Source organism: Chelatococcus composti (assembly GCF_014201415.1).
GTDB lineage: Bacteria > Pseudomonadota > Alphaproteobacteria > Rhizobiales > Beijerinckiaceae > Chelatococcus_A > Chelatococcus_A composti.
In genome coordinates this window covers 487,617-505,734 of the sequence record NZ_JACHEH010000002.1, presented here as the reverse complement: position 1 = coordinate 505,734, position 18,118 = coordinate 487,617, and the positions used below count along the sequence as shown (strand labels likewise).

Sequence of the window (18,118 nt, the reverse complement as noted above, 5' to 3'; positions counted from 1 at the left end):
AATCCTTCTCAAGTGGCGGAGCCTCGGCCCGCGCCTCGTGCGTCATTCATCGTTCCTGCGACGCGGGGGCCGGCTCGCCGTCGCGGTCCCGCCTCCTGTTGCATAAGCCAAAGCGACCGTCGGGGCCACACCCTGTCACAACCGCGCCGCGGCGACGAAGGCAGCGATCCGGCCCGCGTCCTTCTCGCCCGGCCCGCGCTCGACCCCGGAGGATACATCCACGCCGAGGAAGCCGGGCACGTCCGCAAGCCGCCGGACCGCCGCACCGACATTGTCCGGATCGAGCCCGCCGGAGAGCATGAAGGGTTTGCCGCCGGCCCCGGCGGCGAGAATGTCCCAGTCGAAGGTCACGCCGTTGCCTCCGGGCAGCGCCGCGTCCCTCGGGGGCTTGGCGTCGAACAGCAGGCGGTCCACGACCGGCGCGTAGGAGACATTACGGGCGACATCCGCCGCCTCGGCCACTCCGATGGCCTTCATCACCTGCGTGCCGGCGAGCTGCCGGACGGCGGCCACCCGCTCGGGCGTCTCCTTGCCGTGGAGCTGGAACCAGTCGGGCCTGAGGCCGTCCCGGATGGCGGCGATCGCGGCGTCGTCGGCATCGACCGTGAGCGCGACGATCTCGGCGCGGCCGCGGGCCGCCGCTGCGAGTGCCGCCGCCTCGTCGAGCGAGACGTGGCGCGGGCTCTTCGGGAAGAAAACGAAGCCGATCATGTCGGCGCCCGCCGCCAGCGCCGCCGCCACGGCCTCGGCGCTTTTCAACCCGCAGATCTTGACGATGGTGGACATGGCGCCTGCAAGTGGCACGGCGGCGCCGGCTTGTCCATCCGATGCCGCTCGGGTTACGCGACAGCGCAGCCGGCCGGAAGGCAGCGGCTCACGCCTTCGGCAGCGCAGACCGTCCGGAGGCGCCGCGCAGTTGTTCGACCTCGCTGCGCCATCGGTCCGCCTCGCGGCGATAGCGCTTCTCGGCCTTGCGGTGCTTGCCTTGGGCGAGCCAGGCGGTGATGCCACCGATGAGGACACCCACCATCACCGCGGCGAAGATGACGATGAAGAACGGCATCGTCACGGCAAGGGCCGGCTCGGTGCGCGAGAAGGGATCGAGCGACAGCTGCACCGGTGCGCGGTTGGCCACGGCCAGAAGCACGATGACGACCGTGACCGGTGCGAGCATCGCGAACTTGATAAAGCGCTTCACCGTCACGGCTCCACTGCCCCTATGCGCTCACCCGGACCGCTGCCTTCTTTGCCGAGGCGGCGCCGCCGTTGAGGCGAAGACGCATCTCCTTGCCCGTCTTGAAGACGGGAATCCTCTTCGAGGCAACATCGACGGTCTCGCCCGTGCGGGGGTTGCGGCCGACGCGCGCGTTGCGCTGCTTGACCGAAAAGGCGCCGAACCCGCGCAATTCGACCCGGTCACCGCGTGCGAGCGCGCGGGTGATCTCCTCGAGAATCGCGTTGACGATGTTCTCGACATCGCGCTGATAGAGGTGCGGATTTTGCTCGGCAATCCGCATGACGAGCTCGGACTTGATCATATCCCCCGCCTATCCCTTTGAATTTTCAATTATTTTGAAGCGAAGGGTGCCAGACAGCGAGGAGGCCGTCAAGCCGTCCTGCTTCTTCGCGCAGCGCCGCTGCACGCAATGCATCGGCCAGCTCGCCGTAGCCGGCAAAGGCTGCCACCTGGCCGAGGAGCGACCAGAGGGACGGGCCGAGGCGCTCGCTTTCGGCCTTCCATTCGCGCACCGGCAGGTCGCCCGGCAGCTTCTTCTCCTTCTCGAGCCAGGCCACGGCCTGGCGCTGGCCGCCGAGCTCGTCGACAAGGCCGAGCTCCTTCGCCTGGCGCCCCGTGAAGATGCGCCCGTCGGACACCCGGTCAAGCGCAGCACCGGAGAGCGAGCGGCGTTCGCCAACGAGGCCCTTGAACCAGGCGAATGAATCGCGCACGACGCTCTCAAGCGCGGCCCGCGCCTCCGGCGAGGTCGGCTCGAATCCGTTGGGCGCCGCCTTGAGCGGACTCGATTTCACCTCTTCGACCTTCACACCGATGGTGTCGAGCAGGCCGGCGACATTGGGATACTGGATGAGGACGCCGATGGAGCCGACGAGCGAGGTGTCGCGCGAGACGATGCGCTCGGCTGCCATTGCGGCAATGTAGCCGCCCGAGGCGGCGAGCCCTTCGACGAGCGCGACCGTCGGCTTCTCCTGGGCGAGCTCGCGCAACGCCGTATAGAGCGCCTCGGCACCGGCCGTCGAGCCGCCGGGGCTGTCGATGCGCACGAGCACGGCGCGCACCGAGCTCGATTCCTTGACGCGCTTAATGAGATCGAGCGTGCGCTGGTCGCCGCTTATGAAGCCGCCAATGCGGATCGCGGCAATCTGATCCCGTGGGATGAGGTCCTTCCTGCCGGCCGGGTCGGTGCCGAGCCGCGCCCCCGCGGCGACCACGACGGCGACGAGCGCGAGGACGGCAAGGATGCGCCAGAAGGAGAGCTTGCGTCTCAAGCGCCGGCGATCTGCCATGATGTCTGGGTCGTATGTCATTGGCGAAGCTCGGCTCTTTGCTGATCGGAACGCGGTGGACACTAGCCCCGGCCCCGGTCACGGGCAAGGCGGGGCGTGACAAAATGCAAGCAAAGCAAAACCCGCCCGGAGGCCGGGCGGGTCGTTTGGTCAGGTCGCCTCACAGGCGCTGCGGAGCGGCAGGAGCGCCCCGCAGCAGCGCGCGAAGGCTTACTTCTTCTCGTTGGCGCGCTTGAGGGCTGCGCCGAGGATGTCACCGAGCGAGGCGCCCGAATCGGTCGAGCCGTACTGGGCGATCGCCTCCTTCTCCTCCGCGACCTCAAGGGCCTTGATGGAGAGCTGGATACGACGGGCCTTGCGGTCGAACTGCACGACGCGCGCATCGACCTTCTCGCCCGGGGCGAAGCGCTCGGGGCGCTGCTCGGAGCGGTCGCGCGCCAGCTCGGCGCGGCGGATGAAGGCGGTCATGTCGGTGTCGACGATCTTCACCTCGATGCCGGAATCCTTCACCTCCAGCACCTCGCAGGTGACGACAGAGCCCTTCTTGATGTCGCCGGCGTCGGCGAAGGGGTCGCCCTCAAGCTGCTTGATGCCGAGCGAGATGCGCTCCTTCTCGACGTCAACGTCGAGAACGACGGCACGCACCACGTCGCCCTTCTTGAACTCCTCGATGACCTGCTCGCCGGGACGATTCCAGTCGAGATCCGACAGGTGGACCATGCCGTCCACATCGCCCTCGAGGCCGATGAAGAGACCGAACTCGGTCTTGTTCTTGACCTCGCCCTCGACGATCGAGCCGATCGGGAACTTCTCGGCGAATGCATCCCACGGGTTCTGCAGGGTCTGCTTGAGACCCAGCGAGATGCGGCGCTTGACCGGGTCGACCTCAAGGATCTGCACCTCGACCTCCTGGGAGGTCGACACGATCTTGCCGGGGTGGACGTTCTTCTTCGTCCAGCTCATCTCGGAGACGTGGATGAGGCCCTCGATGCCCGGCTCGAGCTCGACGAACGCACCGTAGTCGGTGATGTTCGTCACGCGGCCCTTAAAGCGGGCGTTGACCGGGTAGCGGCTCGCAATGCCCTCCCACGGATCGGCCAGCAGCTGCTTGATGCCGAGCGAGATGCGGTGCGTCTCGTGGTTGATCTTGATGATCTTGACCTTGACGGTCTGGCCGATGGAGACGACGTCGGTCGGGTGGTTGACGCGACGCCACGCCATGTCGGTGACATGCAGCAGGCCGTCGATGCCGCCGAGGTCGACGAACGCACCGTACTCGGTGATGTTCTTGACGACACCCTCGACGACCTGACCTTCCTCGAGGTTGGCCACGAGCTCGGAGCGGGCCTCGGCGCGCGTCTCCTCGAGCACCGTACGGCGCGAGACGACGATGTTGCCGCGGCGGCGGTCCATCTTGAGGATCTGGAACGGCTGCGGCACACCCATGAGCGGGGTGACGTCGCGCACCGGGCGGATGTCGACCTGCGAACGCGGCAGGAATGCCACGGCACCGTCGAGGTCGACGGTGTAGCCGCCCTTGACCTGGTTGAAGATGATGCCGGTGACCTTCTCGTTGGCCTCGAAGGCCTTCTCGAGCTTGACCCAGCTCTCTTCGCGGCGCGCCTTGTCGCGCGAGATGACGGCTTCACCGAGCGCATTCTCGATGCGCTCCAGGTAAACCTCGACCTCGTCGCCCACCTGGAGCGACTGGTCCCGACCCGGACCGACGAATTCCTTGAGAGGGACACGGCCTTCGGTCTTCAGGCCGATATCGATGACGGCGACGTCCTTCTCGATGGCAACGACGCGGCCCTTGACGACCGTCCCCTCGACGGGTTCGGACTGCGCAAAGGACTCTTCGAGAAGCGCCGCGAAATCTTCACGGGACGGGGCCTGGTGAGCGGATACGGACATTCGGTCTCCTAACGCCTGTTCAAGGCGGACAACGCCGGCGGCTGGTGTTGCATTACGCTCCCTGTCGCCGGCCGCCTGAAATGCCGAACATTCCACGCGGTAGTGGCCGCCCGTCTGCACCTTGCGTTCCGGGCGGCCGTGCCGGCGTCTTCAAAACCGGCGACGGAGAGCGTCTGATCACGTCGGGGAGCGGGGTCTTGCGGCACGAAGCCCATTACCAAATGGCAACTCCGCCGCACACAGGATGCAGCGCCCCACCGAACGGAGGTGTCATAACGAAAACGCGTCTTTTCCACAAGCGGAAACGGGCGGAGCAACAGGCAAAAGCTGCCGCTCAGCGCCGCACGAACGTGAGATACATCGGCGAGCGGCCCTCGCGCAGGGCCTTGGCCTCATAGCGGGTGCCGGGCCAGCCCGCCCAGGGACGGCGCCAGTCGTCGGCCCGCTCGGCCTGCCAGTCGAAGAGACCGCTGCGCGCGACGCGTGCCAGCGTCCAGGCGGCATAGTCGTCGATGTCGGTGGCGAAGCGCAGCTCCGCACCGGGCCGCATGATGCGGGCGAGTGCGGCGAGGGTTTCCAGACCGATGAAGCGGCGCTTGCGGTGGCGGCGCTTCGGCCACGGGTCCGGATAGAGCACGAAGACGCGCCCGATGGAGCCCGCGGGCAGGCGCGGCAGAACGCGCACCGCATCGTCGTCCCAGACGCGCAGGTTGGAAACGCCGTGCTCCTCAACCCCGGCAAGGAGCTTCGCCATGCCGTTGACGAAGGGCTCGCAGCCGATGAAACCGACGTCAGGGTTCTCGCGAGCCCGGGCGAGCAGGTGCTCGCCGCCGCCGAAGCCGATCTCGAGCCAGATGTCGCTGACCGGATGCGGAAAGAGGCCGGGAAGGTCGAGCGGATCCGCCCCCGCGGGCAGGCGCAGGCGCGGCAGCACCTCGGCTATCAGGCGGGCATGGTTGTCGCGCAGCCTGTGGCCCTTGCGGCGCCCGTAGAAGGCGCCGCCCCTGTCCTGCTCCGCAACCATGCCCGTCGTCCGTTTGTCCGCCTCAGCGAAGTGCGCTGCGGATGGCGTCAACGAGATCGGTACGCTCCCAGGAGAAGCCGCCGTCCGCGTCGGGGGTGCGGCCGAAGTGGCCGTAGGCGGCCGTGCGGGCGTAGATTGGCCGGTTGAGGCCGAGATGCTGGCGAATACCGCGCGGCGACAGGTCCATCACCTCGGCGAGCACGCGCTCGAGCCGCGCCTCCTCCACCTCGCCCGTGCCGTGCAGGTCGACGTAGAGCGACAGCGGCTTGGACACGCCGATGGCATAGGAGAGCTGGATGGTGCAGCGCTGGGCGAGGCCCGCGGCCACGACATTCTTGGCGAGGTAGCGCGCTGCATAGGCAGCCGACCGGTCCACCTTGGTCGGATCCTTGCCGGAGAAGGCGCCGCCACCGTGCGGAGCTGCACCGCCGTAGGTGTCGACGATGATTTTGCGGCCCGTCAGGCCGCAGTCGCCATCCGGACCGCCGATGACGAACTTGCCGGTCGGATTGACGTGCCAGACGGTCTGGTTGTCGATCCAGCCCTCGGGTAGCGACTTGCGCACGTAGGGCTCGACGATCGAGCGGATGTCGTTGGACGTCAGTTCCCTGCCGTTATGGTGCTCGATGTGCTGGGTCGAGACCACGATCTGGGTGACACCGACCGGCTTGCCGTCGGCGTAGCGCACCGTCACCTGGCTCTTGGCGTCCGGGCCGAGCAGGCCGGTCTCGCCGGACTTGCGGGCGGCGCTGAGCGTCTTGAGGATCTCGTGGGCATAGTAGATCGGCGCGGGCATCAGCGCGGGCGTCTCGCGGCAGGCGTAGCCGAACATGATGCCCTGGTCACCCGCCCCTTCGTCCTTGTTGCCGGAGGCGTCCACGCCCTGCGCGATGTGCGCCGACTGGGCGTGCAGGTAGACGTCGATCTTGGCCGTCTCCCAGTGGAAGCCGTCCTGCTCGTAGCCGATGTCCTTGATGGCGAGGCGTGCGAGATGGGCAACGTATTCGTTCGTGATGTCGGACGGGCCGCGCACCTCGCCGGCGATGACAACGCGATTGGTGGTCGCGAGGGTCTCGCAGGCAACGCGCGCCTCCGGCATGGCGCTGAGATAGGCATCGACGACCGTGTCGGAAATCCGGTCGCAAACCTTGTCAGGATGGCCTTCCGACACGGATTCGCTGGTGAAGAGATAGTCCGAACGCGCCACGTTCCCGATCCTTTCGTCCCACGTGAAGGCGACCTAGCCCAAAGGGCGAGGTTTTGTGACAGCCCCGGCGCGCAGGGTCAAGATGGAATGACGGACGTGTTCGATAGAGCGAACGGGGAGGGACTCAGCCCTCCTCGCCCTCCAAGTCGGCAAGCGCGACCACGAGGTCGACGATCCGCCGGCGCACCTTTGCGTCCTTGATGCGGATGAAGGCCTTGGTGAGCTGCACGCCCTCATTCGTCGACAGGAAGTCGGACACATAGCTCGAGGACGGCGCCTCGGCGAAACCGCCGCTCGGCACACCATCGGCCGTCGGGGCGCCGTCGAAGAAAAATTCCACCGGCACGCCGAGCACCTTGGCGATCTGCTGCAACCGGCTCGCACCGATGCGGTTGGTGCCCTTCTCGTACTTCTGCACCTGCTGGAAGGTGAGGCCGAGGGATTCGCCGAGTTTTTCCTGGCTCATGCCGATGAACATGCGTCGCATGCGCACCCGGCTCCCGACGTGCTTGTCGATCGGATTAGGGACCTTCTTGACGCTCGCAGGCGTTGTTTTCATCGTCTTCCCATCCGTTCGTCGCGATCCGTCCGGCCACCTCGCCGTGCGACCATTGCGCCGACGGCGGCACTCAATGTGAGAAACCAGAATATCACATCCCCCGATCTTGCATAAATCGTGGCTGGCAGGGCTTCAGGCAAGGAGGCGTCGAGGACGCCTTCGGCCCCGAGCGGCAGTGAGGCGACGAGCCGGCCGTAGCCGTCGACGACCGCCGAGATACCCGTGTTCGCCGCCCGGATGAGGGGGATGCCCTGCTCTATGCTGCGCAGCCGGGCCTGCGCCATGTGCTGGTAGGGACCGGGCGTCTTGCCGAACCAGGCATCGTTCGTGACGTTGACGAATACGCCCGGGCGCGTCCCGTCCTGCGGCAACACCTCACCCGGAAAGATCGCCTCGTAGCAGATCAGTCCAGCGACGGGCGGCAGGCCGGGCACGGGCAGCAGTGTCCGCTCCCGCCCTGCCTCGAAGCCGCCGGGCGCATGCACGAACTGGCGCAGGCCAAGGCGGCGCAGCAGCCCGTCGAGCGGCAGATATTCGCCGAAGGGCACGAGGTGCACCTTGTCGTATATGCCGGTGATGCGGCCTTCGTCGTCGACGACCTGGATAGCGTTGAAGAAGCGCAGGCTCGTCTCGCCGGGCAGCGGCTCCATGGCGCGCGCCGCGCCGGTAACGAGCACGGCTCCGGGCGGCAGCAGCGCCGCGATGGCGCCGAGGGCATCCGGGTCGCGCGCGAGGAGGAAGGGAAAGGCACTCTCCGGCCAGACGAGATGCGTGACACCGTCCATACCTGCCGGCCCGTCGGCAGGGCCGTTCTCGCTGAGCGCGAGATAGTGGTTGAGGATCGCCTCCCGATTCTCCGGCCGGAACTTGGCATCCTGCGGCAGGTTGGGCTGCATGATCCGCAGCACCACACCCGGCACGGTCGGCGAGGGCGCAGAGGGCACGCGCCAGAGGCCATAGCCCGCCATGGCCGCGAGAACGGCGAGTCCTGCGGCGCTTGGCCCCAGCCGGCGCCAGCGCCCGCCCTCATCCGCAAGCGTTGCCGGAGCCGCGAAAGCGGCTGCCGCGAGGACCGTGAGGCCGTAGAGCCCGACAAGGGCGGCGGCCTGCGCCAGGTACAGCTCCTGCCCAAGAGCCAGGCCAAGGCTGTTCCACGGAAAACCCGTGAGGATATGGCCCCGCAGCCATTCGGCCGTGGCAAGGCCTGCCGCGAAGGCGAGGATCCGCGCCGGGCCGGGGGACCACAGAAGTCGCGCGACGCCGAAGCCGAAAGCAGGGAAGAAGGCGAGGCCGGCGGGCAGGCCGAGCACGCCGAGCGGCAGCGCCCAGGCGAATTCCTCTGCCTCTACCAGGAAGGCGGCGCCGAGCCACCAGAGGCCGGCGAGGAAATAGCCGAAGCCGAACCACCAGCCGATGGCCGCGGCTGCCAGCGCCGTGCGCATGGGCGTGCGCCCGCCGGCGCCGTCGATGAGCCAGACGGCGACCGGCAGGCTGAGGGCTAGGACAGGCCAGAGCCCGAAGGGGGGCATGGCTAGGGCGCCGACCGCCCCCGCGACGAAGGCAGCAACGCGCCGTCGCCAACCCCAGGACAGGACGACGGCGCGCGCAAAGTCAGCGAGCGTCAAGCGGCGGCTCCCGGCGTCTGGTCCTCGAGCGTGTCGGGCGCCGCGGGCGCTGTTCCGGCCGCGGGAGGCATCGTCGCGGGTGTGTCGGCCTCCGCCCTGCGGCCGGCGCGGCGCGCCGGCGCCAGCCCGGCCTTGACCTTGTGGATGCGGATCTTCTTCAGCCGGCGGGGGTCCGCATCGAGAACCTCGAACTCGAGGCTGTCTGGCCCCGACACCAGCTCGCCGCGCACCGGCACGCGGCCGGCCAGCGTGACAATGAGGCCGCCGAGCGTATCGACCTCCTCGGCAATGTCCGCGTCGGCGAGCTCGACGCCGAGCTCCTCCGAGACGTCCTCGAGGCTGGTACGCGCGTCGACGATCCAGCGGCCCTCGCCGTCGGCCACGATCTGCGCCGCCTCCTCGTCGTCGTGCTCGTCCTCAATGTCGCCGACGATCATCTCCACGATGTCTTCCATGGAGACGAGGCCGTCGGTGCCGCCATACTCGTCGATGACGAGGGCCATGTGTGTGCGGGAAGTCTGCATCTTCACGAGCAGGTCCATCGCCGGCATGGACGGCGGCACGAAGAGCACGGGGCGCAGGATGTTGGCGCCCGAGAGCGGGGCCTCGAGATCGACCCCGATCCGCATGGCCTCGGCCTGCACTTCCGCCGACGCGTCGCTGCGGCCGCGGCCCGGGCTGCGGCGCAGGCGCTCGCGGCCCGCCGTCTCGGCGCGCGCCGCGATGTAGTCGACGAAGTCCCGGATGTGAACCATGCCGAGCGGCTCGTCGAGATTCTCGCCGTAAACGGGAATCCGCGAATGGCCGGCGGTGCGGAACAGGTGCAGAACGGTCGCCAGCGTGGCGGAGGCCTGCACGGCAACGATGTCGGCGCGCGGCACCATCACGTCATTGACGCGCAACTCGCGCAGCGACAGGACATTCTTGAGAAGGGAACGCTCGATCGGCGTGAACTCGCCGCCGGGCAGATTGGTGTCGAGCGCATCCGCGAGATCCTCGCGGATTGAGGGGCCGGGCTTCAGCCTGAGGCCCGTGAGGAGCCGGTCTATCCAGCTTTCGTGCTCGCCGTCTCGCCCATGGGAGGCGGACCTTGCTTCCTCGCTCGAACTTCGATCCTCGCTCATCGTCCTTCTTGGCTCCAGGAGCATGAGCGCCAGGGCCGGGGGCCCTCCTTCGAGGCGCTTCATGCACAGACATACACGCGGGGCCGGTCTTCCCGCCCCCGTTCACTCGCCCGGCACCGCACCGGCGTAGGGATCGGCGATGCCGAGCCCCGCCAGGATGCGGACCTCGAGACCTTCCATCTCCTCGGCCTCGACGTCGGTCTCGTGATCATAACCGAGAAGATGCAACATCCCATGCACGACGAGATGGGAAAGGTGGTCGGCAAGGGCCTTGCCCTCCTCGTCCGCCTCCCGCCTCGTCGTCTCGAAGGCGATGATGACATCGCCAATATGGGGCGCCGAGGCCAGCTGTTCAGGGGCGCAGGCGGGAAAGGACAGCACGTTCGTCGGCTTGTCCTTGCCGCGCCAGCGGGCGTTGAGCGCACGCACTGTCTCGTCGTCGGAAAGGACGATGCTCACCTCGGCGCCTGGTGCGACGGGGCGCCCGCCCGCATCGAGCGCCGCCTGCGCCGCGCGCGCCACGAGCACGTCCGCGCCGGCAAGCTCGTCCCAGCCCTCGCTCTCGACGGCAATGTCGATGTTGGCGCCGCTCACCTTCAGCTCCCCCGGCCGGCCTCTTCATAGGCCTTGACGATGCGGCGCACGAGATCGTGCCGCACCACGTCCTCCTCCTTGAAGGTGATGCGGCCGATCCCCTCGACGCCGTCGAGGATGCGCACGGCCTCGACGAGGCCGGACATCTGCCCCGGCGGCAGGTCGATCTGCGAGGGATCGCCCGTCACGATCATGCGCGAGCCTTCGCCGAGACGGGTCAGGAACATCTTCATCTGCATGGAGGTGCAGTTCTGCGCCTCGTCGAGCAGGATGGCGGCATTGGTGAGCGTGCGCCCGCGCATGAAGGCGAGCGGCGCGATCTCGATGACGCCGGTGGACAGGCCCCGCTCCACGTGGCGCGCCTCCATGAAGTCATAGAGCGCGTCGTAGACGGGCCTGAGATACGGATCGACCTTCTCGCGCATGTCGCCGGGCAGGAAGCCGAGGCGCTCACCCGCCTCCACCGCCGGGCGCGAGAGGATGAGCCGCTCGACCACGCCCTGCTCGAGGAGCGAGACGGCATGGCCCACGGCAAGCCACGTCTTGCCGGTGCCGGCCGGACCCTCGGCAAAGACGAGCTCGCAGCGCCGCAGGAGACGCAGGTAGGCGTCCTGCGCCGCGTTGCGCGCCCTGACGGCGCCGCGCTTGCGGGTCGCGATCTGCTCGAAGGTCGACCGCTGCTGCGCGTCGTCCGACGGCGGGAAGAGCGAACCCTGGCGGGCGCTCTCGGCAATGGCGCCGTCGACATCACCGATGGAGACGATCTCGCCCGCGCGCGCCCGCTCGTAGAGGCTCTGCAGCACGCGGCGCGCCTGCTCGGCCGCCTCGCTCGAGCCGCGGATGACGATGTGGTTGCCGTTGGCGTTGGCGAGCACGCCGAGCCGTCGCTCCAGATGGGCGAGGTTCTGGTCGTACTGGCCGGCTACGACGCTGGCGAGCCGGTTGTCGTCGAAGGCGATCTTGATCTCCGGGGCATCGCGGACACCGCCAAAGGCCTGCGACTTGTCCTTCTGACGCTGCGGCAGACCATCGTCTGGCTTCAAGCTCGTTCTCCTCGCGTCCTAGGCTGCGCTTGCCCTTTCCTCGGGCGGGCGGGCGGCGAGCCGGCCGAACAGGCTGTTGGGAGCCATCTCGACGATCTCGACCGGCACGATGTCGCCAATGGCCAGATCCGCGGCCTCGAGCTGCACCGCCTGCAGGTAGGGCGACTTGCCGGCGAGCTGGCCGGGATGGCGGCCGGGCCGCTCGATGAGGACGTCGACCGTGCGCCCGACGGTCGCGGCGTTGAAGGCGCGCCGGCTCTCGTCGAGAGCCGCCTGCAGGCGCGCGAGCCGCTCGGCCTTGACGGGCTCGGGCACCTGCTCCTCCATGTCCGCCGCCGGCGTGCCGGGGCGCGGGCTGTACTTGAAGGAATAGGCGCTGGCGAAGCCGACGTCGGCAACGAGGCGCATCGTGTCCTCGAAGTCGGCGTCGCTCTCGCCGGGAAATCCCACGATGAAGTCGGACGACAGCGCGATGTCCGGTCGCGCTTTGCGCACGGCGTCGATGATGCGCCGGTAGTCGTCGGCGCTGTGGCGGCGGTTCATGGCGGCGAGGATCCGGTCGGAACCGGCCTGCACCGGCAGATGGAGATAGGGCATCAGCGCAGGCAGGTCGCGATGGGCGGCGATCAGCGTCTCGTCCATGTCGCGCGGATGGCTCGTCGTGTAGCGCAGGCGCGCGATGCCCGGCACCTCGGCGAGTCGGTGCAACAGCATGCCGAGCGTCCAGTCGCGCCCGTCCGGGCCCTCACCGTGATAGGCGTTGACGTTCTGGCCGATGATGGTGATCTCGCGCACGCCCGCATCCGCCAGCCGCTCAGCCTCGGCGAGGATCTTGGCGACGGGGCGGGAGACCTCGGCGCCGCGCGTGTAGGGCACGACGCAGAAGGTGCAGAACTTGTCGCAGCCCTCCTGCACGGTGAGGAAGGCGGAGACACCGCGGGCGCGGATTTTCTCCCGCGCCGGGGCCGGCAGATGGTCGAACTTGTCCTCGGCCGGGAACTCCGTGTCGACGACGCCGGGCCGCACGCTCGCCTCGGCGAGCAGCTCGGGCAGGCGGTGATAGCTCTGCGGGCCCACCACGAGGTCGACCACCGGCGCGCGGCGCACGATCTCGCCGCCCTCGGCCTGGGCCACGCAGCCAGCGACGACGATCTGCGTCTGACGCCCCTTGGCCGCGCGCTCCTTCTTCATCTCGCGCAGGCGGCCGAGTTCCGAATAGACCTTTTCGGCGGCCTTCTCGCGGATGTGGCAGGTGTTGAGGATGACGAGATCGGCCTCCTCGGCCGTTCCGGCCTCAACGTAGCCCCTGGCTGCCAGGGCGTCCGCCATGCGCTCGGCATCGTAGACGTTCATCTGACAGCCGTAGGATTTGACGAAAACCTTCTTCACTGCCTGTCTGCCACCCGCTTTTGACTCTTGCGCCGGGTCGTCCGCCGCTTTTCCTGTTTAAGGCTTCTCGCCTTCCGAGAGAATAGGCAAGGCAAGATGGCGCGGGAATGACGCGCCCCGCGCCTCAGGGGCCGGCCGCCCGCGCTGCCCGCGTCGCGGCCCTCACCACCTCTTCCGCCCACCGCGTGGCCTGCTTGCGGTCGCTCTCGCCGTTGAAGGGAATGGGCTCGCCCCAGGTGATGCGCACGTCGAGCGGCGCCCCGGAGAGGACCGCAGCAAGATGCGGCGCCAGCTCCATGTCCCCGTGCCAGGCGATCCCGGGACGGTCGCTGCGACTGAGCGGCAGGCCCTGGCGGCCGACGTAGGTGATGGCGAGGGGCCTCAGCACGATTTCCGATGGTGCATCTGCATCGGCCACGGCCTCGCGGGCCGCGCCGACGAGGGCGGAGCGGAAAGGCAGGATGCGCAGGCCATCCCCGGTTGTGCCCTCCGCAAAGAGCACCATGACGTCACCCCGCCGCAGCCGGCGCGCCACCTCGACGTTGGTGGTCGCGGTGGCCTTGCGGCGCGTGCGGTCGATGAAGACCGTGCGCTGCAGGCGCGCAAGCAGGCCGACGATGGGCCAGCTGTTCACCTCCGCCTTGGCGATGAAAGAGAGCGGCGTCAGCGTCGAGATGACGGGAATGTCGAGCCAGGAGACGTGGTTGGCGAGGATGAGGGTCGCCTCGCGCCCGTTGGGCGGCGTGCCCTCCACCTTGATGCGGATGCCGAGCACCCGGCAGACAAAGCGATGGTAGAGGAGCGGAATGATGCGCGCGGCGCGGCTGTCGAGCCTGACCGCGAGTGCCTGCAGCGGAATGCCGATCAGCGTCGCCGGCACGATGAGCGACAGACGCAGGATACCCCGCAGCGACAGCATGCCGTTCAGTCCGACTCGTCCTCGAGCGGCACGGCATAGAGCTCGAGTCGGTGGTGCACCAGGCGGTAACCGAGACGCCGGGCGATCTCGGCCTGCAGCCGCTCGATCTCTTCGGAGTGGAACTCGATCACGTCGCCGGTATTCATGTCGATGAGATGGTCGTGGTGCTCCTTCGGGGCGCGCTCGTAGCGCGCACGGCCGTCTCCGAACTGGTGACGCTCGATGATGCCCTGGTCCTCGAAGAGCTTGACGGTGCGGTAGACGGTCGACAACGAGATGCGCTCGTCGACGGCCGCCGCACGCCGGTGCAGCTCCACGACGTCTGGATGGTCGGTGGCGTCGCCGAGCACCTTGGCAATGACGCGACGCGGCCCGGTCATCCGCATCCCGCGAGCGACGCAGGCGCGTTCAATGGCGTTCCCCTGCAATCTGCGCTTCACCCCCGCCAAGCAGCCCGTCTCCCTTTCCTCGTCATGCTGATCTTATAGGAAGCCGGACGGCGCGCGTCCATGCCGGCCGGCAACCGGGCTCACAGCAGGTCGCGCGCCATGACGATCGCCGTCGCAGTGCTGCCATCGGCCTTGCGATAATAGCCCTGCCGGCGGCCGATCTCCTCGAAGCCAAAGCCGCGGTAGAGCGCCAGGGCCGCGGCGTTCTCGGCCTCCACCTCGAGAAAGACGCGCCGGGCACCGCGTGCGGCGAGCGAGCCGAGATGGTGGGCGAGCAACCTGCGGCCTAGCCCCCGGCCGCGCCGCGCCTTCGCCACAGCGATTGTGAGGATCTCCGCCTCGTCGGCAGCGACTCGCGACAGGGCGAAGCCGTCGAGCGTACGTCCGTCCGGCGCGAGGATGCCGTCGCCAACGCTGTTGCCTGCAGCGATGAGCCGCTCGAATTCCCCCGCCTCCCAGCCGCGGGCGAAGGAGGCGGCATGAATGGCCGCAACGGTCGTCGCATCGGCCGGCGCCAGCGGCCTGACGGCGGCCGCTGGCGGGCTGGACGAGGCGCGGCTTAGCCAGCGGTCGAAGATCATGGCGGGCCGATTATCACCGGAGGCTCAGCGTCGGGGAATGCGCATGTGCTCCTGCGGCTTGGCGTCGGGCGCGCGCAGGTAGACGGGCTTGGGCAGCGCCGTCGCAGGGTCGGCGGCCATGCCGAGCCGCGCCACCCAGGCAATGTGCGGGGCGATCTCGGCATCGGCGATCTTGGCGTCGACGCCGAGATTGCGCAGCTCGTTGCCGAGAATCGCTGCGCCAGAGCCGGCGATGGTCATGGGCCCGGAGCCGATGACGCGGGCGGCATCGCGCACCGAGACGTGGCGAGCCGGCACGATGGTGCGGCCGCCCGCTGCGATGCACTGGAAGTAGAGGTGGCCGTGGCGGGCATCGATGGCCGCAGCGTTGAGGCGATTGCCGCCCGCTGCAACGAGCGGCGCCAGGAAGGCCGACAGGGTGGTGACGCCGACCACAGGCACGCCGGCCGCAAGCCCGATGGCGCGAGCCGCCGAGATCCCGACACGCAGGCCCGTGAAGCTGCCGGGACCGACCGTGACCGCCACACGGTCGAGCGATTCGAAACCGCCCGGCACGGCTGCCATGACGCGCTCGATGAGCGGCAGCAGCGCCTCGGCATGGCCGCGGTCGAGCACCAGGGTCTCTTCCGCAACAACCGTGCTGCCGTCGAGAACGCAGGCGGAACAGGCGCCGAGCGCCGTGTCGATGCCGAGAACGCGCAACTGAAGTCTCCCTCGCTGGCACGTCCTCTAGATCGGCGTGCGCGGCGCTGGCAACCGTTTTTCACGCCCTTGCTGGAGCCTTGCCGGCTCCTCAGACGGCCTCGACCTCACGCACGTCGGGCAGGAAGTGCTGCAGGAGATTCTGGATGCCGTGCTTGAGCGTCGCCGTCGAGGAGGGGCACCCCGAGCACGAGCCCTTCATGGCGAGATAGACCACCCCGTCGCGATAGCCGCGGAAGGTGATGTCGCCGCCATCGCCGGCGACCGCCGGGCGCACGCGCGTCTCGAGCAGCTCCTTGATGGTCTCGACCGTCGCGGCATCCTCTTCGGCGAAAAACTCGTCGGCATCGTCCGTGTCGACGGTGGCGTTCTCGCGCAGGAGCGGAGCACCCGACATGAAGTGCTCCATGATGGCACCGAGGATGGCGGGCTTCAGGTGCTGCCACTCGCCGCTCGCCTTCGTCACGGTGATGAAGTCGTAGCCGAAGAAGACGGCAGCCACGCCATCGATGGCGAACAGCCGCTCGGCGAGCGGCGAGCGCGAGGCGTCCTCGCCGGCCCGCAGGTCGAGCGTGCCCTCGGGCAGGACGACGCGCCCTGGCAGGAACTTCAGGGTCGCCGGGTTTGGCGTGGCTTCGGTCTGGATGAACATTCGGGTCTCTCCTCACGCGTCCGGGTCAAGAACCGGCGGTGACAAATGCTGCCGCTGTCGGATCGTACCTAGAACGATTCCAACAGCGAATACACCTTTCAATGTGGCGGTTCTTTTGTCCCGCGCAAGCCTTCTGCGCGGGACCGCTCAGGCGAGCGCGTCGATTTCCTCGTCGGTGAGGTGGCCCGGCACGATGGCGACAGGGATGGGAAAGCTCGACGCCGCCTTGCCCGCCATCATCGAGACGAGGGGCCCCGGTCCTTCCGAGCCCGTGCCAGCCGCGAGCACGAGGAGGGCGATGTCCTCGTCCTCCTCGATGTGGCGGACGATCTCCTCGGACTTGTTGCCGACGCGCACGACGCGCTCCGGCTCGAGCCCGGCGATGTCGCGCACGCGGGCGCTCGCATTGTCGAGAAGGCTGTTCGCCTCCTCCTCCGCCTCGGCCTGCATGAGCTCGCCGACACCGAGCCAGTGCTGGTACTCGCCGGGCGGGACGATGCTGAGCAGCGTCACCGTGACGCCGGTGCGCGCCGCCCGCCGGGCGGCGAAGTAGATGGCCCGGTCGCATTCGGGCGTGTCGTCGACCACCACCAGGAACTTGGCGCGATGGCCCGCTTCATAGGATCGCCGCCGCTTGCCGGTCATCGACCACCGCCTCGTGTCCGCCGCTGTCGTCCGATGCTGCCAAGCAGTGCGGCGAGGATCAACTGTTACGCGCGGAACGAATGAAGCCGACGATGTCGTAAACCGCGTCGAGCGTCTCGCGCGCGATGACGCGCGCCCGCTCCGCGCCACGGCCAAGCACGTCGTCGATGTAGCCGGGATCAGCGATGAGGCGCTTCATCTCGGCGCCGATCGGGCCCATCTTCTCCACGGCGAGGTCGACGAGGGCGCTCTTGAAGGAGGAGAACTGGGCGCCGCCGAACTCGCGCAGCACGTCCGCCTTCTCCACCCCCTTGAGCGCCGCGAAGATGCCGACGAGGTTGGCCGCCTCGGGACGGTTGGCGAGCCCCGCCTCCTCGCTCGGCAGCGGTTCCGGGTCCGTCTTGGCCTTGCGGATCTTCTGGGCGATGGTGTCGGCATCGTCCGTGAGGTTGATGCGCGAATAGTCGGAGGGGTCCGACTTCGACATCTTCTTGGAGCCGTCGCGCAGCGACATGATGCGCATGGCCGGGCCCTGGATCAATGGCTCGGTCAGCGGGAAGAAGGCATCGCCGTATCCATGCTCGGCGATGGACGCGGCATAGTCGTTGTTGAACTTCTGTGCCACGTCGCGCGTCAGCTCGAGGTGCTGCTTCTGGTCCTCACCGACGGGAACGTGTGTGGCGCGGTAGGCGAGGATGTCCGCCGCCATCAGCGTGGGATAGGCGTAGAGCCCGACCGAGGCGTTCTCGCGGTTCTTGCCGGCCTTCTCCTTGAACTGCGTCATGCGGTTGAGCCAGCCGATGCGGGCGATGCAGTTGAAAACCCAGGCGAGCTCGGCGTGCTCCGACACCTGGCTCTGGTTGAAGACGATGTGCCGCTCCGGGTCGATGCCCGCCGCAAGGAAGGCCGCCGTCACCTCGCGGGTCTGTCGCCGCAGCTCCTTGGGATCCTGCGGCACGGTGATGGCGTGCATGTCCACGACGCAGTAGATGCAGTCGTACTTCTCCTGTAGCGGCACGAAGCGCGAGATGGCGCCGAGATAGTTGCCGAGATGGAGGTTGCCCGTCGGCTGTACCCCGGAAAACACCCGTTCCTTGAAAACCGCCATTGCCTGCTCCCTGACACGAGGCGCGGCCTTATCGCAACGCCAGACGCTTTCTGCAAG

20 protein-coding genes are annotated in these 18,118 nt (G+C 68.2%); all 20 read right to left on the bottom strand.

From position 1 onward, the window contains the following. Positions 1–135 precede the first annotated feature (135 nt). Positions 136–786 carry a phosphoribosylanthranilate isomerase gene (locus HNQ73_RS05655; protein WP_183333097.1) on the bottom strand — a complete coding sequence of 217 codons (651 nt, stop codon included), beginning with the start codon at positions 784–786 and terminating at the stop codon, positions 136–138. An 88-nt stretch (positions 787–874) separates the two neighbouring features. After that, positions 875–1,198 (bottom strand): LapA family protein, encoded by a 324-nt coding sequence (locus tag HNQ73_RS05650; protein ID WP_244649905.1) that lies wholly within the window; start codon positions 1,196–1,198, stop codon positions 875–877. Positions 1,199–1,217: 19 nt separating this feature from the next. Then, positions 1,218–1,538 (bottom strand): integration host factor subunit beta, encoded by a 321-nt coding sequence (ihfB, locus tag HNQ73_RS05645; protein ID WP_183333094.1) that lies wholly within the window; start codon positions 1,536–1,538, stop codon positions 1,218–1,220. 25 nt (positions 1,539–1,563) lie between these two features. Continuing rightward, a complete protein-coding gene (gene sppA, locus HNQ73_RS05640) occupies positions 1,564–2,547 on the bottom strand; it encodes a signal peptide peptidase SppA (protein WP_183333092.1) in 984 nt (327 codons plus the stop codon). A 189-nt stretch (positions 2,548–2,736) separates the two neighbouring features. Beyond that, positions 2,737–4,440 (bottom strand): 30S ribosomal protein S1, encoded by a 1,704-nt coding sequence (gene rpsA / locus HNQ73_RS05635; protein WP_183333090.1) that lies wholly within the window; start codon positions 4,438–4,440, stop codon positions 2,737–2,739. A gap of 334 nt (positions 4,441–4,774) precedes the next feature. Beyond that, positions 4,775–5,464 (bottom strand): tRNA (guanine(46)-N(7))-methyltransferase TrmB, encoded by a 690-nt coding sequence (trmB, locus tag HNQ73_RS05630; RefSeq protein WP_183333088.1) that lies wholly within the window; start codon positions 5,462–5,464, stop codon positions 4,775–4,777. 22 nt (positions 5,465–5,486) lie between these two features. Next, positions 5,487–6,671: a methionine adenosyltransferase gene (gene metK, locus HNQ73_RS05625; protein WP_183333087.1), complete on the bottom strand. Its 1,185-nt coding sequence runs from the start codon at positions 6,669–6,671 to the stop codon at positions 5,487–5,489. A gap of 124 nt (positions 6,672–6,795) precedes the next feature. Next, positions 6,796–7,230 carry a helix-turn-helix domain-containing protein gene (locus HNQ73_RS05620; protein WP_183333085.1) on the bottom strand — a complete coding sequence of 145 codons (435 nt, stop codon included), beginning with the start codon at positions 7,228–7,230 and terminating at the stop codon, positions 6,796–6,798. Continuing rightward, the gene (gene lnt, locus HNQ73_RS05615) at positions 7,227–8,855 is read right to left on the bottom strand and encodes an apolipoprotein N-acyltransferase (protein WP_183333083.1); all 1,629 of its coding nucleotides are present in this window, start codon (positions 8,853–8,855) and stop codon (positions 7,227–7,229) included. The genes HNQ73_RS05620 and lnt overlap by 4 nt, the downstream gene beginning before the upstream one ends. After that, on the bottom strand, positions 8,852–9,979 hold the full coding sequence (locus HNQ73_RS05610) for a hemolysin family protein (protein WP_183333081.1): 1,128 nt from the start codon (positions 9,977–9,979) through the stop codon (positions 8,852–8,854). The genes lnt and HNQ73_RS05610 overlap by 4 nt, the downstream gene beginning before the upstream one ends. 102 nt (positions 9,980–10,081) lie before the next feature. Beyond that, complete coding sequence (gene ybeY / locus HNQ73_RS05605; protein WP_183333079.1) at positions 10,082–10,573, bottom strand: rRNA maturation RNase YbeY; 492 nt, start codon at positions 10,571–10,573, stop codon at positions 10,082–10,084. A 2-nt stretch (positions 10,574–10,575) separates the two neighbouring features. After that, on the bottom strand, positions 10,576–11,538 hold the full coding sequence (locus HNQ73_RS05600; protein WP_183333350.1) for a PhoH family protein: 963 nt from the start codon (positions 11,536–11,538) through the stop codon (positions 10,576–10,578). Positions 11,539–11,634: 96 nt separating this feature from the next. After that, entirely contained in the window at positions 11,635–13,005 is a 1,371-nt protein-coding gene (gene miaB / locus HNQ73_RS05595; protein WP_183333077.1) for a tRNA (N6-isopentenyl adenosine(37)-C2)-methylthiotransferase MiaB, read from the bottom strand. A gap of 124 nt (positions 13,006–13,129) precedes the next feature. Beyond that, a complete protein-coding gene (gene olsA, locus HNQ73_RS05590) occupies positions 13,130–13,924 on the bottom strand; it encodes a lyso-ornithine lipid O-acyltransferase (protein WP_183333075.1) in 795 nt (264 codons plus the stop codon). A 5-nt stretch (positions 13,925–13,929) separates the two neighbouring features. Next, positions 13,930–14,304, bottom strand: coding sequence for a Fur family transcriptional regulator (locus tag HNQ73_RS05585; RefSeq protein WP_244649903.1), 375 nt, complete (start codon positions 14,302–14,304; stop codon positions 13,930–13,932). 149 nt (positions 14,305–14,453) lie between these two features. Further along, entirely contained in the window at positions 14,454–14,954 is a 501-nt protein-coding gene (gene rimI, locus HNQ73_RS05580; protein WP_183333073.1) for a ribosomal protein S18-alanine N-acetyltransferase, read from the bottom strand. 24 nt (positions 14,955–14,978) lie between these two features. Continuing rightward, positions 14,979–15,656: a tRNA (adenosine(37)-N6)-threonylcarbamoyltransferase complex dimerization subunit type 1 TsaB gene (tsaB, locus tag HNQ73_RS05575; RefSeq protein WP_183333071.1), complete on the bottom strand. Its 678-nt coding sequence runs from the start codon at positions 15,654–15,656 to the stop codon at positions 14,979–14,981. A gap of 91 nt (positions 15,657–15,747) precedes the next feature. Further along, positions 15,748–16,308 (bottom strand): NifU family protein, encoded by a 561-nt coding sequence (locus tag HNQ73_RS05570; protein WP_183333069.1) that lies wholly within the window; start codon positions 16,306–16,308, stop codon positions 15,748–15,750. Positions 16,309–16,455: 147 nt separating this feature from the next. Beyond that, the gene (locus tag HNQ73_RS05565; RefSeq protein WP_183333067.1) at positions 16,456–16,953 is read right to left on the bottom strand and encodes a universal stress protein; all 498 of its coding nucleotides are present in this window, start codon (positions 16,951–16,953) and stop codon (positions 16,456–16,458) included. 58 nt (positions 16,954–17,011) lie between these two features. After that, positions 17,012–18,061 carry a tryptophan--tRNA ligase gene (gene trpS / locus HNQ73_RS05560; RefSeq protein ID WP_183333065.1) on the bottom strand — a complete coding sequence of 350 codons (1,050 nt, stop codon included), beginning with the start codon at positions 18,059–18,061 and terminating at the stop codon, positions 17,012–17,014. Positions 18,062–18,118 lie beyond the last annotated feature (57 nt).